Origin of the sequence: Ruegeria sp. HKCCA4633 (assembly GCF_013034605.1) — a bacterium.
Classification (GTDB): Bacteria; Pseudomonadota; Alphaproteobacteria; order Rhodobacterales; family Rhodobacteraceae; genus Ruegeria.
On record NZ_WQGJ01000010.1, the window covers coordinates 93418 to 106922 of the forward strand.

General features: G+C 57.3%; 13 protein-coding genes. 8 read left to right on the top strand and 5 right to left on the bottom strand.

Annotated elements, in window-relative coordinates; translation table 11 throughout:
• Position 1 precedes the first annotated feature (1 nt).
• A complete protein-coding gene (locus tag GOV85_RS19185; protein ID WP_171181189.1) occupies positions 2-1186 on the bottom strand; it encodes a glycine C-acetyltransferase in 1185 nt (394 codons plus the stop codon).
• 110 nt (positions 1187-1296) lie between these two features.
• Positions 1297-1860 (bottom strand): helix-turn-helix domain-containing protein, encoded by a 564-nt coding sequence (locus tag GOV85_RS19190; RefSeq protein ID WP_171181191.1) that lies wholly within the window; start codon positions 1858-1860, stop codon positions 1297-1299.
• A 113-nt stretch (positions 1861-1973) separates the two neighbouring features.
• Here GOV85_RS19190 and GOV85_RS19195 point away from each other — a divergent pair, with 113 nt between their 5' ends.
• Positions 1974-3149 (top strand): acetyl-CoA C-acyltransferase family protein, encoded by a 1176-nt coding sequence (locus GOV85_RS19195; protein ID WP_171181194.1) that lies wholly within the window; start codon positions 1974-1976, stop codon positions 3147-3149.
• Positions 3150-3246: 97 nt separating this feature from the next.
• Here the strand turns inward: GOV85_RS19195 and ubiB are convergent, their stop codons facing one another.
• Positions 3247-4776: a 2-polyprenylphenol 6-hydroxylase gene (gene ubiB, locus GOV85_RS19200; RefSeq protein ID WP_171181197.1), complete on the bottom strand. Its 1530-nt coding sequence runs from the start codon at positions 4774-4776 to the stop codon at positions 3247-3249.
• Positions 4776-5528, bottom strand: a complete 753-nt coding sequence (ubiE, locus tag GOV85_RS19205) for a bifunctional demethylmenaquinone methyltransferase/2-methoxy-6-polyprenyl-1,4-benzoquinol methylase UbiE (RefSeq protein WP_171181199.1) — start codon at positions 5526-5528, stop codon at positions 4776-4778. Before ubiE ends, ubiB begins: the two co-directional genes overlap by 1 nt.
• A gap of 86 nt (positions 5529-5614) precedes the next feature.
• Here ubiE and mutM point away from each other — a divergent pair, with 86 nt between their 5' ends.
• The 6 genes from mutM to recF all read left to right on the top strand — a co-directional run bounded on the left by mutM (position 5615) and on the right by recF (position 12247).
• The gene (gene mutM / locus GOV85_RS19210; protein WP_171181201.1) at positions 5615-6466 is read left to right on the top strand and encodes a bifunctional DNA-formamidopyrimidine glycosylase/DNA-(apurinic or apyrimidinic site) lyase; all 852 of its coding nucleotides are present in this window, start codon (positions 5615-5617) and stop codon (positions 6464-6466) included.
• 66 nt (positions 6467-6532) lie between these two features.
• Positions 6533-7309 (top strand): enoyl-CoA hydratase, encoded by a 777-nt coding sequence (locus tag GOV85_RS19215; RefSeq protein WP_171181203.1) that lies wholly within the window; start codon positions 6533-6535, stop codon positions 7307-7309.
• A gap of 228 nt (positions 7310-7537) precedes the next feature.
• Positions 7538-7801: a 30S ribosomal protein S20 gene (gene rpsT, locus GOV85_RS19220; RefSeq protein WP_039541017.1), complete on the top strand. Its 264-nt coding sequence runs from the start codon at positions 7538-7540 to the stop codon at positions 7799-7801.
• A gap of 556 nt (positions 7802-8357) precedes the next feature.
• A complete protein-coding gene (dnaA, locus tag GOV85_RS19225) occupies positions 8358-9743 on the top strand; it encodes a chromosomal replication initiator protein DnaA (protein WP_171181206.1) in 1386 nt (461 codons plus the stop codon).
• Positions 9744-9968: 225 nt separating this feature from the next.
• A complete protein-coding gene (gene dnaN, locus GOV85_RS19230) occupies positions 9969-11090 on the top strand; it encodes a DNA polymerase III subunit beta (RefSeq protein WP_171181209.1) in 1122 nt (373 codons plus the stop codon).
• 59 nt (positions 11091-11149) lie between these two features.
• The gene (gene recF / locus GOV85_RS19235; protein WP_171181210.1) at positions 11150-12247 is read left to right on the top strand and encodes a DNA replication/repair protein RecF; all 1098 of its coding nucleotides are present in this window, start codon (positions 11150-11152) and stop codon (positions 12245-12247) included.
• Here recF and GOV85_RS19240 read toward each other — a convergent pair.
• A complete protein-coding gene (locus tag GOV85_RS19240) occupies positions 12244-12810 on the bottom strand; it encodes a carboxymuconolactone decarboxylase family protein (protein ID WP_171181213.1) in 567 nt (188 codons plus the stop codon). The two genes, recF and GOV85_RS19240, sit on opposite strands and share 4 nt — an antisense overlap.
• A gap of 100 nt (positions 12811-12910) precedes the next feature.
• On the opposite strand from GOV85_RS19240, the gene GOV85_RS19245 reads away from it, so the two are divergent.
• A complete protein-coding gene (locus GOV85_RS19245) occupies positions 12911-13483 on the top strand; it encodes a TetR/AcrR family transcriptional regulator (protein WP_171181215.1) in 573 nt (190 codons plus the stop codon).
• The last annotated feature ends 22 nt before the right edge of the window (positions 13484-13505 follow it).

Below are 13505 nucleotides of genomic sequence, written 5' to 3' on the forward strand. Positions count from 1 at the left end.
ATTAGATCACCCCCAGTTCTTTGCCAACCTTGCCAAAGGCGGTCAGCGCGCGATCCAATTCATCCTTGGTTTGAGCCGCATTCATTTGCGTTCTGATCCGCGCTTGTCCGCGTGGAACAACCGGGAAGAAGAAACCCGAGACATAGACGCCCTCATCAAACAGCTTTGTCGCCATGTCCTGCGCCAGCGTCGCTTCGCCCAACATCACCGGGATGATCGGGTGTTCGCCGGGCAGTAGATCAAAGCCCAGATTTTCCAGCCCCGCGCGCCAGTATTTGGCGTTGCCAAACAGCTGGGCACGCAGCATGTCGCCTTCTTCTACAAGACGGATCGCCTCAAGCCCTGCGGCGACGATGGAAGGCGGCAGCGAATTTGAGAACAGATAGGGCCGCGCCCGCTGCCGCAGCAGGTCGATCACTGGCTGCGGCCCGGCGATGTAACCGCCGATTGCCCCCCCAAGTGCCTTGCCCAAAGTTCCTGTTAGAATGTCGACATCAACACCGAAGTGGTCCGGCGTACCCGCACCGTTCGGCCCCATGAAGCCGGTGGCGTGGCAATCATCAACCATGACAATGGCGTCATACTTGTCCGCCAGTTCGCGAATCTTCGGCAGGTTAGCCAGATAGCCATCCATCGAGAACACGCCATCCGTTGCGATCATGATATGCCGTGCCCCGTCCTCGCGTGCCTGTTTCAGCCAGGCTTCGAGGTCGTTCATGTCATTGTTCAAATAGCGATAGCGCTTTGCCTTGCACAACCGCACTCCGTCTATGATCGAGGCGTGATTCAAACTGTCTGAGATAATCGCGTCCTCGGGGCCGAGCAGCGGTTCGAACAAACCGCCGTTGGCATCAAAACAGGCAGCAAACAGGATCGCGTCGTCCTTGTTCAGGAAAGTCGCCAGCTTCTGTTCCAATTCACGATGAATATCCTGCGTCCCGCAGATGAACCGGACCGATGCCATGCCGAATCCTTTGGGCTCCATCACGCCCTTGGCGGCGTCGATCAACGCCGGATGATCGGCCAGACCCAGATAGTTATTGGCGCACAGGTTGATGACCTGTTTGCCGCCCACCGTAATCTCACCGCCCTGAGGCGAAGTGATCATTCGTTCGCGCTTGTACAAACCTTCGGATTCGATCTGCGCGAGTGTGTCCGTGATGTGGGACAGGAATGCATCTGCCATGGCGACCTCCGTTCAACTGAGTCGTACATCTAACATAGCGGATGAATTTCCCAAATAGGGGAAATTCAATATGAAGGAAAAATTTCCGTGAAGGCGGAATTTTGCCGGATTCAGGCGTTTTTCACGATCAAAAAGACTCGTGCGGGCCCTTTGGCAACAATGGAATGCGCGATGTCTGCAGCGTAACGCGCGGTGTCTCCTTGGTTCAGGTCCGACATGGCGCTGCCGGACGTGACCCTGACCCTGCCTTCCAGCACCGTCAGCTGCTCGTGCGCTCCGCGGGCGTGGGGTTGGCTGTTCAAAGCTCCGCCTTCACCAAACTCAATTTCATAGACCTCGTGACCTCCGGCTTCTTCCGGCGGGGAAAGGATGCGAATACGGCAGTTTTGCCCCATATTGTCGATACTGGGGACCTCAGAGCTTCGCAGAACCTCGATCTGGTCACTGGCTTGTGCGCCTTCCAACAGACCTGCAAAATCCACCTGCAAAGCGCGGGTCAGGTTCCAAAGGGTCGAGATCGTAGGGCTGCTTTCGCCGCGCTCGATCTGGCTGACCATGGACCGGGAAACGCCGCTGAGTTTGGCAACCGCCTCAAGCGACAGTCCTTTTGCCCGGCGTGCCTCTTTCAGGCGTGCAGGCAGGAGGTTCAGGATATCGTCTGTGTTTTCCGTCATGACGGAATCCATGCGTGTTGCGCAACGTAATGTCAATTCCGGGCGTGACAGTGAGTCTAATTTGAAGATCATGCTGCAAGTGCATAATGCGCGCGGGTTTTGGAGGAGAAAATATGACTGACGTAGTGATTCTGGATGGTGCGCGTACCGCCATCGGCACATTTGGTGGCGCTTTGGCCTCGATGGCTCCGATTGATCTGGCAACTGTTGCCACCGAAGCAGCCCTTGAACGTTCGGGTGTTGAAGGCGCGCAGATCGGCAGCGTTGTCTTTGGTCATGTCATCAACACCGAACCACGCGACATGTATTTATCACGCGTGGCTGCGATGCAGGCGGGTATCCCCAACGGTACGCCGGCCATGAATGTGAACCGTCTGTGCGGGTCCGGGGCTCAGGCCATTGTATCCGCCGTGCAGTCCCTGATGCTTGGCGATGCGGAATTTGCTGTGGCGGGCGGTGCCGAGAGCATGTCGCGCAGCCCTTACATCGTGCCTCAGGCGCGGTGGGGCGCTAAGATGGGTGATGTTACCTCGCTCGATATGATGCTGGGCGCACTGAATTGCCCGTTTGGCACAGGGCATATGGGTGTCACGGCCGAAAACGTGGCCGACGAACATCAGATCAGCCGTGAGCAGATGGACGAGTTTGCCATGACCAGCCAGACCCGTGCGGCTGCTGCGATTGAGGGGGGATTTTTCGAAAGCCAGATCGCTCCGGTGCAGGTCAAGGTCAAACGCGACATGGTCGATTTCCAGGTCGATGAACACCCCAAAGCGACTACAGCCGAGGCGCTGGCCGGGTTGAGGCCAGTGTTCAAGAAAGACGGGCGCGTCACGGCCGGGAATGCCTCGGGCATCAATGACGGCGCGGCTGCGATGGTTCTGGCAACGGCGGACGCGGCAGAAAAAGCCGGTTTGAAACCGAAAGCACGCGTGATCGGCTATGCCCATGCCGGTGTGCGACCCGAAGTTATGGGTATTGGCCCGGTCCCGGCGGTGCAAAACCTGTTCAAGAAGACCGGTTTGTCGGCAGGTGATTTCGATGTGATCGAAAGCAACGAAGCTTTTGCCGCACAGGCACTGGCCGTCAATCAGGAGCTGGGTCTGGATGCGGCCAAGGTAAACCCCAACGGCGGTGCCATTGCGCTGGGCCATCCGGTTGGCGCGACCGGCGCGATCATCACCCTCAAGGCGCTGTACGAGTTGGAGCGTACGGGTGGGTCAAAAGCGTTGATCACCATGTGCATTGGCGGTGGTCAGGGGATTGCCCTTGCCATCGAGCGGCTCTGAACGACAACGGAGCAGGGGGGCTGTCTGCCCCCCATTGCGCTTTTGGCGCAATTCCCCCCGAAGGTATTTTTAGCCAGATGAAGCAGGCGGGTTTGAATTAGCCCAGCACCACGGCAATCAGCGTTGCGGCTATTCCAAAGAGCGCACCTATCGTGGCAGGTAGGGCATATGCACCAAAGCCGTTACTCTTTTTGTCGTCTTTTTGGGTTTGCGCGATCAGTGCGTTTTCAACAAGCGCTGGCAGGCGCGGGCCGAAACGGGCGAGCACCATTGCGGTTTTCCCAAAATCCCTCAGAGCGGCGCGAGGGCCGATAGATCGCTTGATGTAGTCTTCGACTACAGGGCGGGCGACCTCCCAGATGTTCATGTGGTCGTCGAGTGAGCGCGCGACACCTTCGACCACCACCATGGTGCGTTGCAGCAGGATCAGCTCGGTTCTTGTTTCCATGCCAAAGCGCTCGGTCACCTCGAATAGGTAATTCAGCAGGCGGCCCATCGAGATATGTGAAGCATCCATGCCGAAGATGGGTTCGCCAACTGCACGCAGGGCGCGGGCGAATTCATCTACGTCCTGGTTTGCGGGGACATATCCTGCTTCGAAATGTACCTCGGCCACGCGTTTATAATCGCGGCGGATGAAACCAAAGAGGATCTCGGCATAAACCCGGCGCGTGTATTCGTCGATATGGCCCATGATGCCATAGTCATAGGCGATGATATCGCCATTGGCGGCAACCTTCAGGTTACCCTGGTGCATGTCGGCATGGAAATACCCGTCGCGCAGGGCGTGCAGCAGGAACAGGCGCAGGACGCGTTCGGCCAGATCGCGGCGGTTGTGGCCTGCGGCGTCGAGGGCTGCGTTGTCGCCCAGCGGGATACCGTCGGCCCAGCTCAGTGTCATCACGCGACGCGCAGACAGCGACCAGACCACGGGCGGCAGCCAGAACCCGGCATCATCCTTGGTGTTGGCGGCGTATTCCGATGCAGCAGAGCTTTCCAGCCGCAGATCGAGTTCGCCACGGACAACGCCATCGAAATGTTCGATCACTTCCATCGGACGCAAACGGCGCGCGCCGGGGGCGAAAAGCTGCACGATACGGGCCGCGAAATAGAAAGCGTCTACATCCTTGCGGAACGCGCGTTCGATGCCGGGTCGCAGGACTTTTACGGCAACATCCTCGCCCGTGCTGACCAGTTTGGCTTTATGGACCTGCGCGATTGATGCGGCGGCGATTGGTTCGCTGAAATCGCTGAACATCTCGGCAACAGGCTGCCCAAGTTCTTTTTCGACCTCGGCCATGGCCTCAGACTTAGAAAACGGGGGTAGTTTGTCCTGAAGAACGCGCAGCTGTTCGGCCAGTTCATTGCCGACGACATCGGGGCGGGTGGACAGCACCTGACCAAACTTGATGTAGGCCGGACCAAGCGCTGTCAGAGCACGGGTGGCAGGCGGCATGTCAGGATCGCCTTTGTAGCCCAGCCACTGGAACGGCTTGCCCAACGCGTGGGCGATAAACCGCAGCGACCGGGGGGCCTCAAAAGCGTCCAGAACCACGTTCATGGCACCGGTGCGCTCTAAAGTGGCGCCTGTGCGGATCAGGCGGATAATATTGTGAGGACCGCGCATCAGATTTTCCAGCCGGAATGCAGCGCGGCGATGCCCATGCTCAGGTTTCGGTACTTGGCGTTCTCGAAGCCAGCAGCGCGGACCATGCCCAGAAAGGTTTCTTGATCGGGGAATTTACGGATAGATTCCACAAGGTACTGATAACTGTCATAGTCATTGGCGATCAGCTTACCCATGCGTGGGATGACGTTGAAGCTGTAGAGATCGTAAAGCTTTTGCAGCCCGTCATTGGGCAACTGGCTGAATTCCAGCACCATCAGGCGACCGCCGGGTTTCAGTACGCGGAACGCTTCGTTCAGGGCCTCTTGCGGGCGGGTGACGTTCCGGATGCCGAAAGAGATCGTGTAAACATCAAAGGTGTTGTCTTCAAACGGCAGGGCCATCGCATCCCCGACCACCCAATTCAGGCTGTCCGACATCTGGTCGGCTTCGGCGCGTTGGCGGCCTTCGACCAGCATAGGTTCGGTCAGGTCCAGAACAGTGGCGTGGCCGTGGCCTGCGCGTTTGAGGAAGCGGAAAGAGATGTCCCCTGTTCCGCCCGCCACATCCAGCAGCCGTTGGCCAGGGCGTGGGGCCAGCCAATCCATCATCGCGTCTTTCCAGACTCGGTGGATGCCCATCGACATGACATCGTTCATCACGTCATATTTCGAGGCCACCGAGTTGAATACGCCCTGCACGCGCCCGGCCTTGTCAGCCTCGCGCACGGTTTCAAACCCGAAATGAGTGGTCTTGTCGCTGTTGTCGGACATTTGCCTTGCCGTTCGTCGAATTTCGCCTCTGTTATAGGGCCATAAGAGGCGCGCACAATGCGGCCCTTTGAATTAGGAGCCGTGTAATGCCCGAATTGCCCGAGGTCGAGACAGTAAGACGCGGCCTGAGCCCTGCGATGGAAGGCGTGGTGATTGAACAGGCAGACGTAAATCGCCCTGATCTGCGCTGGCCCTTCCCCGAGCGTATGGCCGAACGGCTTACGGGTCAGCGGGTGGATCGTTTGCGGCGGCGCTCGAAATATATTCTGGCCGATCTCAGCAGTGGAGAAACGCTGCTGATTCATCTGGGCATGTCGGGCCGCATGACAGTATCAGGTGATCCTTTGGGGCGGTTTGTACATGAGCACCCGATGCCTGAGAAGCATGACCATGTCGTCTTTCACATGGCCAACGGTGCCCGCGTGACCTTCAATGACCCACGTCGGTTTGGCGCCATGGACCTGATGCCGACAGCAACGGCGGATGACCACAAGTTGCTGTCGGTTCTGGGGCCAGAGCCCTTGGGCAATGACTTCCACGAAGAGCACCTGATCGAGGCCTTCAAAGGCAAGAACACCCCGGTCAAATCCGCGCTCTTGAATCAGGGAATCGTTGCCGGATTGGGCAATATCTATGTCTGCGAGGCGCTTTATCGCGGCAAGGTGTCGCCACGTCGCAAAGCCGGGCAGATTTCTGCATCCCGTGTTGCCGCATTGGTTCCGATCATCCGGCAAGTGTTGCAGGACGCCATAGAAGCAGGCGGCTCTTCCTTGCGAGATTTCCGCCAAGCTGATGGAGAACTTGGATATTTTCAGCACAGCTTTGACGTCTATGGGCGCGAGGGAGAGCCTTGCCGGACAGAGGGCTGTGGCGCGACAATCAAGAGAATCACACAGTCCGGTCGCTCATCCTTCTATTGTGTGCAATGCCAAAGATAACTTGATCCAACGAAATCGCGTGATAAGGAATCGTATCTGAACGGAACAACCGGAAGCTTTCACCTCATGGCTTTTGAGACGATCATCGTCGAAATCGAAGACCACGTCGCTCTTATCAAACTCAACCGACCGGATGCGTTGAATGCGCTCAATACCCAGTTGCTGGGTGAGTTGTGTGCCGCGCTGGAAGATGCAGACAGCAACGACAAGGTGCGATGCATTGTGATTACCGGATCGGACAAGGCCTTTGCCGCCGGTGCGGACATCAAGGAAATGTCCGAGATGAGCTTTGTGGACGTCTACAACGTGAACCTGTTTGCCGATGCCAACGACCGGGTTTCGGCGATCCGCAAGCCTATCATCGCCGCTGTTGCGGGCTATGCGTTGGGCGGCGGATGCGAGCTGGCGATGCTGTGCGATTTCATCATCGCCGCAGACACTGCCAAGTTCGGACAGCCCGAGATCAATTTGGGTGTCATCGCGGGGCTCGGTGGAAGTCAGCGCTTGACGCGGTTCGTCGGCAAATCGAAATCGATGGATATGAACCTGACGGGCCGGTTCATGGATGCAGAAGAGGCCGAGCGCGCAGGTTTGGTAAGCCGAGTTGTGCCCGCCAAGAAGTTAATCGAAGAGGCAACTGGAGCGGCTCAAAAGATTGCTGAGAAGTCGCAGATTACCGCCATCGCAGCCAAAGAAGCCGTCAATCGCAGTTATGAACTTCCGCTAAGTGAAGGCATGTTGTTCGAGCGTCGCGTCTTCCATTCGATGTTTGCGACTGAAGACCAGAAAGAAGGCATGGCGGCGTTTCTGGAAAAGCGCGCGGCGCAATTCCGCGACAAGTAAGGCGTAGCTAGCCAAGGTTCGGGGGCGGGCTTTTGCCCGCCTTTTTTTGTCCGGTTCGCAAGCGCAGAGAATCGGCTTGGCAAACCCGAAAAACTTGGATACATACCGCCGCCATACATGCGCGTGCGGCCCGCTTGGCCCGACTCACACTCGTGATTTCTGATCCGGTGCGGATATGTCCGTGGCGCGCAACCCAAGATAACCGTACCGAACGAAGGTCAGAAACACATGGCAAATTCGCCCCAGGCAAAGAAACGCGCACGTCAGAACGAAAAGCGTTTCGCAGTCAACAAAGCGCGTCGTTCGCGCATCCGTACTTACCTGCGCAAAGTCGAAGAAGCGATTGCTTCTGGCGACAAGGACGCGGCAACCGCTGCTCTGCGTGCCGCTCAGCCTGAACTGATGCGCGGTGTTACCAAAGGTGTGTTCCACAAAAACACCGCAGCCCGCAAGATGTCGCGCCTGTCGGCCCGCGTCAAAGCACTGGGCTAAGTCCACTGATTGACCAATGGTCATGTCAGCAAGGCTGATCTAAATACAAGGCGTCGCGTGAAGCGGCGCCTTTTTTCGTGTTGCCGGAAAACCGCGCCTTCACAAAACTGAGAGATTCTTTCGGCCAAAGAACCGAGTCAATAACAGAGTTTCGTTGCCGCGCCCCGCAAGGAGTTGTTACCACTGTAATCAGCGATTCACTCGCTTGGGGGGACAGGCTGTTTCTTCGGTCGAACTGACGGGCATCAGGACGATCCGGAGAAGTTGTCGACGACTGGCTGATGTCAGGCTGCCGATTTGTCGAGAAATCCGGGACAAGCCCGGTGTGCTCGGCCCTGTCTAAAAAATTGAGAGTGCGACGTGCAACCCGGTTTTCCGGACGCTCAACTATTGCCGGGCTTTTAGCGGGGACATGTGTGCATTTGAAAGACATCCCGCCAAACCGGGTTGGTTTTGGCGCTTGGATACCTGTGTGCGAGTGAACGCTTAACCGGGCTACCGGGTTTGTATGAATAAGGCCGACAGGCCAATAAGAATGGGATGCGTGAGGCGCTGAATGACACAAGAGAAATGGGGACTACTGCGTAACAAATTGCTGAAGGCCGTCGGTCGGAACAACTACACCACCTGGATCGAGCCTTTGGAATTTAAGGAGCTGCAGAATGGTGTGGCGGTTTTTTCCGTGCCGACCAATTTTATGGGCAACTATGTCAGTCAAAATTTTGCAGACCTCATTTTGTATGAACTGAACACGGCAGGTGAAACCGTGCAGCGGCTGGATTTCCGGGTTGCCGCCAATTCGCCCGCACGTCCGAAACCAAACTTGCAAGCGGCCCCGGACGCGCCTGCAGATCCTGTTGTCGCGCCCGTGGCTGAGGTTGCCTCGGATGCGCTCGAGTCCTTGCAGGCCGCGCCTTTGGATTCCCGCTTTACCTTTGACAGCTTTGTTGTGGGCAAGCCCAACGAACTGGCGCATGCCGCCGCCCGCCGTGTCTCGGAAGGCGGACCTGTCACCTTCAACCCGCTGGTTTTGTATGGTGGTGTGGGTTTAGGTAAAACCCACCTGATGCACGCCATCGCGTGGGAGCTGAAGACAAAACATCCTGAGCTTAACGTGCTTTACCTTTCGGCCGAGCAATTCATGTATCGCTTTGTTCAGGCGCTGCGTGAACGCCGGATGATGGATTTCAAACACTTGTTCCGCTCGGTCGATGTGTTGATGGTGGATGACGTGCAATTCATCGCGGGCAAGGATTCGACGCAGGAAGAGTTCTTTCACACCTTCAATGCGCTTGTGGATCAGAACAAGCAGATCATCATTTCGGCCGACCGCGCCCCGGGTGAGATCAAGGATCTGGAAGACCGTGTGAAATCGCGCCTGCAATGCGGTCTGGTCGTCGACCTGCATCCAACTGACTACGAACTGCGCCTGGGCATCCTGCAGAACAAGGTGCAGCAGTACAGCAGCACCTATCCCGATCTATCGATTGCCGATGGTGTTCTGGAGTTTCTGGCGCATCGCATCTCGACCAATGTCCGCGTTCTGGAAGGTGCTCTGACCCGTCTGTTCGCCTTCGCATCGCTGGTGGGCCGCGAAATCGATATGGAGCTGACACAGGACTGTCTGGCTGACGTGCTGCGTGCCTCAGAACGAAAGATCAGCGTTGAGGAGATCCAGCGGAAAGTGTCCGAATATTACAATATTCGCCTTTCCGACATAATCGGGCCCAAGCGCCTGCGGTCTTATGCGCGTCCGCGCCAGGTGGCGATGTATCTGTGCAAGCAGCTCACCAGCCGCTCGTTGCCCGAGATTGGCCGCCGTTTTGGCGGGCGAGACCACACAACGGTCATGCACGGCGTGAAACGTATTGAAGAGCTGAAACTGACCGACGGTCAGATCGCCGAAGATGTAGAAATGCTGCGGCGGTCGCTGGAAGCCTGATCTGAGCATTTCATGAAGAAAACGCCCCGGTGCTTTGCGTCCGGGGCGTTTTCTTGTGCGCATTAATCCACGGTTGGACCAGAACTGAGGCTAGTTTGGCACGATGCCCTTGACGCTAAGGGCTTTCCAACCCAGAAATCCGTAAAAAATCCTTGTGCCTCAGGGTGGAACCGCTAACGTGCCAGTCCCGCCCATGTCGGTACGCAAGTCAGAGGAACTGAGGGTATGAAGATCAGCATTGAACGCGGCACCCTTCTCAAGGCCGTTTCGCAGGCTCAATCCGTTGTGGAACGGCGCAATACCATTCCCATACTTGCCAACGTGCTGATTGAGGCGGAGGGCGATCAGGCCCAGTTCCGCGCCACCGATCTGGATATCGAAGTGCTCGATAAAGCGCCCGCGCAGGTCGAGAAAGCCGGTGCGACCACTGTTGCGGCGACCACCCTGCATGAGATCGTGCGGAAACTGCCGGATGGGGCGCTGGTGACTCTGACCGCAGACAGTGCTGCAGGTCGGTTGACCGTCGAGGCAGGCCGGTCAAATTTCTCGTTGGCGACGCTGCCGAAAGAAGATTTTCCGGTCATGGCGTCCTCGGAATATCAATCGAATTTCACCGCGTCAGCGGCGCTGCTGCGTCGGCTGTTCGACAAATCGAAATTCGCCATCTCGACGGAAGAGACCCGGTACTACCTGAACGGTGTCTACATGCATGTGGCTGATGGCTCTGACGGCGGCAAAGTTCTGCGTTGTGTGGCCACCGACGGTCACCGTCTGGCGCGTATCGATGCAGATCTGCCGGATGGGGCCGCAGACATGGCGGGAGTGATCGTGCCACGCAAAACCGTGGGCGAGCTGCGCAAGCTGCTGGACGATGATGAAATGGATATCGCCGTTTCGGTCAGCGAAACCAAAGTACGTTTTGCCACGCCGGATATAACTCTGACCTCGAAGGTCATCGATGGCACATTCCCCGATTACACACGCGTCATCCCGCAAGGGAACACGCGCAAGCTTGAGGTCGATGCGGCCGAGTTTGCGCAGGCTGTAGACCGGGTGGCGACAGTGTCGTCCGAACGGTCGCGTGCGGTAAAGCTGCAACTGGACGGCGACAAGCTGGTCCTTTCGGTTAATGCACCAGACAGTGGCGCTGCTGAAGAAGAACTGGCCGTCGCCTATGGGGATGAACGGTTGGAGATCGGGTTTAACGCCAAGTATTTGCTAGAGATTGCGTCTCAGGTCGATCGTGAGAATGCAGTGTTCCTGTTTAACTCTGCGGGTGATCCGACCCTGATGCGCGAAGGCAATGACCAGAGCGCGGTTTACGTTGTCATGCCGATGCGCGTCTGATCGCGCTGGCGCGCGATGCCTTCGGCGACCGTATTTTTGACAAGAAGAAGGGAGGGGTCATGGGATTGGCCCTGACCGAGCTTACGGTCTCGCATTTTCGATCTCACAAACTGGCGCGGTTGTCTTTGGATGGGCGGCCCGTCGCGATTCATGGGCCGAACGGAGCCGGCAAGACCAACATCCTTGAAGCGGTATCTTTGTTTTCGCCTGGGCGCGGAATGAGGCGCGCGAGCGCGGCAGAGATGACGCGGCGGCCCGAGGCGTTGGGCTGGAAGGTGTCAGGGGTGTTGGGTGCGCAGGGGCAGCGATATGAGATCGAAACCTGGTCCGAGGGCGGTGCGGCGCGGCAGGTTCGGATTGACGAAAAAGCCTCGAGCCAGATCGAGCTTGGTAAACTGGCGCGGGTTGTTTGGCTGATCCCATCGATGGACCGGCTTTGGATCGAAGGAGCCGAGGGGCGGCGGCGGTTTCTGGACCGTATCGCGCTGAGTTTTGATCCGACCCATGCCGAAGCGTCTTTGTCATATGAAAAAGCAATGCGGGAACGGAACCGTCTGTTGAAAGAGCAGGTGAGGGATGCCCATTGGTATGCGGCCTTGGAGGGTCAGATGGCTGAGTCCGGACATCGCATCCATGCTGCGCGCCTTTCGGCGTTGGATTATCTGCGTGCCGCGCAGGATCGGGCGGAGACGGCTTTTCCGTCGGCTGAGCTGGAATTGATCCAGACTGAAGGCGCGATGCCTGAGACAGCAGAGGATCTGCGTGACGCCTTAAGTGAGAGTCGCTTCCGGGATCTGGCTGCGGGCCGGACTTTGGTAGGGCCGCATCGGTCAGACGTGTATGGGGTTTTTGCTGCAAAGGGCGTTCCGGCCAAGGATTGCTCGACAGGCGAGCAGAAAGCGTTGCTTGTGTCTTTGATTTTGTCGAACGCGCGTGCGCTGGCAGAGATGGTTGGGGCGCCTCCGATTGTACTGTTGGACGAAGTGGCTGCCCATCTGGACGCAGGTCGGCGCGCGGCGCTTTATGATGAGATTTGCGCTCTGGGGGCTCAGGCCTGGATGACGGGCACCGGGCCTGAGTTGTTTACTGAATTGGGGGACCGGGCCCAAACGGTGGTTGTCACCGAAGGGGATGAGGGCTCGGTCGTGACCGCTTAGGCCGGTTCGCTGACTTTACGTTCCCACAGGAAGCCGCGCATAACTTCGTCGACCGGGGTTTTGGCCATGTGGTTGACGTAGTTCGACATGGTTTTCTGTGCCAGGCCCAGCACCACATCCAGAACAGCGCGGTGTGAATAGCCCGCATCGAAGAACGCCTGCAGCTGTTCCTCGGTCGGGTTGCCACGTGTTTCCATAACTTGCAGAGTGAAGGTGCGCAGTGCCTCGAGCTTGGCCGAAGGCAGCGGAGTTTCATTGCGCAGCGCCTCGGTGATTTCGTCCGAGACTTTCATCATCTTGGCGATACCGGTGTGCGCGGGCACGCAATAGTGGCACTCGTTTTCCACGTTGATGGTCTGCCAAACAACGGTTTTCTCATCGTTGCCGAAATCGGTTTGCAAGAAGAGGCCGTGCAGAACCTGATAACCTTCCAGGTGCTGCGGGCTTTCGGCCATCACCTTGTGCAAACCGGGCAAGCGACCAAACGCGGCCTGCGATTTTTCGAGAAGAGGTTTGGACCCTTCGGGAGCGGTTTCGAGGTCGTGCGACGGAAAATTGGCCATGTCGGAACTCCTGTTTTTGGCGCGATGAATCGTATTTAGAGTTTATTGAACGATCGCTCAAGTATATACTTGAGTGAACGTTCAAGAATTGGTGATGCTGATGCCCCGGAAACCCGCATATGATCGTGATGCTCTGATTGCTAAAGCAAAGGACATCTTCTGGCGTCAGGGCTGGGCCGGGACGTCGTTGAAGGATTTGGAGCGGGAATTGAAGCTAAAGCCCGGCAGTTTTTATGCGGCATTCGGCTCGAAGGATGCGCTCTATGCGCTGACGATGGAAAGCTACACCCGGGAAGGCGTGGCACGCCTAAAGGCCTTGGCTGAAAAGTTGGGGCCCAAAGGGGCGTTGAAAGCGCAGCCCCGTTTGGTGATCGAAGCGGTCGAGAGCCCGACGAAAGCCTGCATGTTGGCAAAGACATATGCGGAGTTGCAAGCGAAAGATCACGATCTTGCAGATCAAGCTGCGCGGCACATGACTGAGATGAAAGCGTGTTTTGCCGAGCTGTTCCGAAGCGCTCAGAATGCTGGTGAAATTCGGTCTGAACATGACCCGGATCGACTGGCGGCGCGGTATCAGTCTGACATTCTTGGGCTGCGATTGTCGGCTGAGCGCGAGGATGTCGACGCAGAGGAAATCGCTGCGGATATTGCCGCTGACATTGATCGCTTGTGAGCCTGTAACCAGCAGGCAAAAA

What these genes read in the sequence shown, in the direction of transcription:
- GOV85_RS19185 (WP_171181189.1), bottom strand. Translation starts at nt 1,186, where the DNA reads ATGGCAGATGCATTCCTGTCCCACATCACGGACACACTCGCGCAGATC.
- GOV85_RS19190 (WP_171181191.1), bottom strand. Translation starts at nt 1,860, where the DNA reads ATGACGGAAAACACAGACGATATCCTGAACCTCCTGCCTGCACGCCTG.
- GOV85_RS19195 (WP_171181194.1), top strand. Translation starts at nt 1,974, where the DNA reads ATGACTGACGTAGTGATTCTGGATGGTGCGCGTACCGCCATCGGCACA.
- ubiB (WP_171181197.1), bottom strand. Translation starts at nt 4,776, where the DNA reads ATGCGCGGTCCTCACAATATTATCCGCCTGATCCGCACAGGCGCCACT.
- ubiE (WP_171181199.1), bottom strand. Translation starts at nt 5,528, where the DNA reads ATGTCCGACAACAGCGACAAGACCACTCATTTCGGGTTTGAAACCGTG.
- mutM (WP_171181201.1), top strand. Translation starts at nt 5,615, where the DNA reads ATGCCCGAATTGCCCGAGGTCGAGACAGTAAGACGCGGCCTGAGCCCT.
- GOV85_RS19215 (WP_171181203.1), top strand. Translation starts at nt 6,533, where the DNA reads ATGGCTTTTGAGACGATCATCGTCGAAATCGAAGACCACGTCGCTCTT.
- rpsT (WP_039541017.1), top strand. Translation starts at nt 7,538, where the DNA reads ATGGCAAATTCGCCCCAGGCAAAGAAACGCGCACGTCAGAACGAAAAG.
- dnaA (WP_171181206.1), top strand. Translation starts at nt 8,358, where the DNA reads ATGACACAAGAGAAATGGGGACTACTGCGTAACAAATTGCTGAAGGCC.
- dnaN (WP_171181209.1), top strand. Translation starts at nt 9,969, where the DNA reads ATGAAGATCAGCATTGAACGCGGCACCCTTCTCAAGGCCGTTTCGCAG.
- recF (WP_171181210.1), top strand. Translation starts at nt 11,150, where the DNA reads ATGGGATTGGCCCTGACCGAGCTTACGGTCTCGCATTTTCGATCTCAC.
- GOV85_RS19240 (WP_171181213.1), bottom strand. Translation starts at nt 12,810, where the DNA reads ATGGCCAATTTTCCGTCGCACGACCTCGAAACCGCTCCCGAAGGGTCC.
- GOV85_RS19245 (WP_171181215.1), top strand. Translation starts at nt 12,911, where the DNA reads ATGCCCCGGAAACCCGCATATGATCGTGATGCTCTGATTGCTAAAGCA.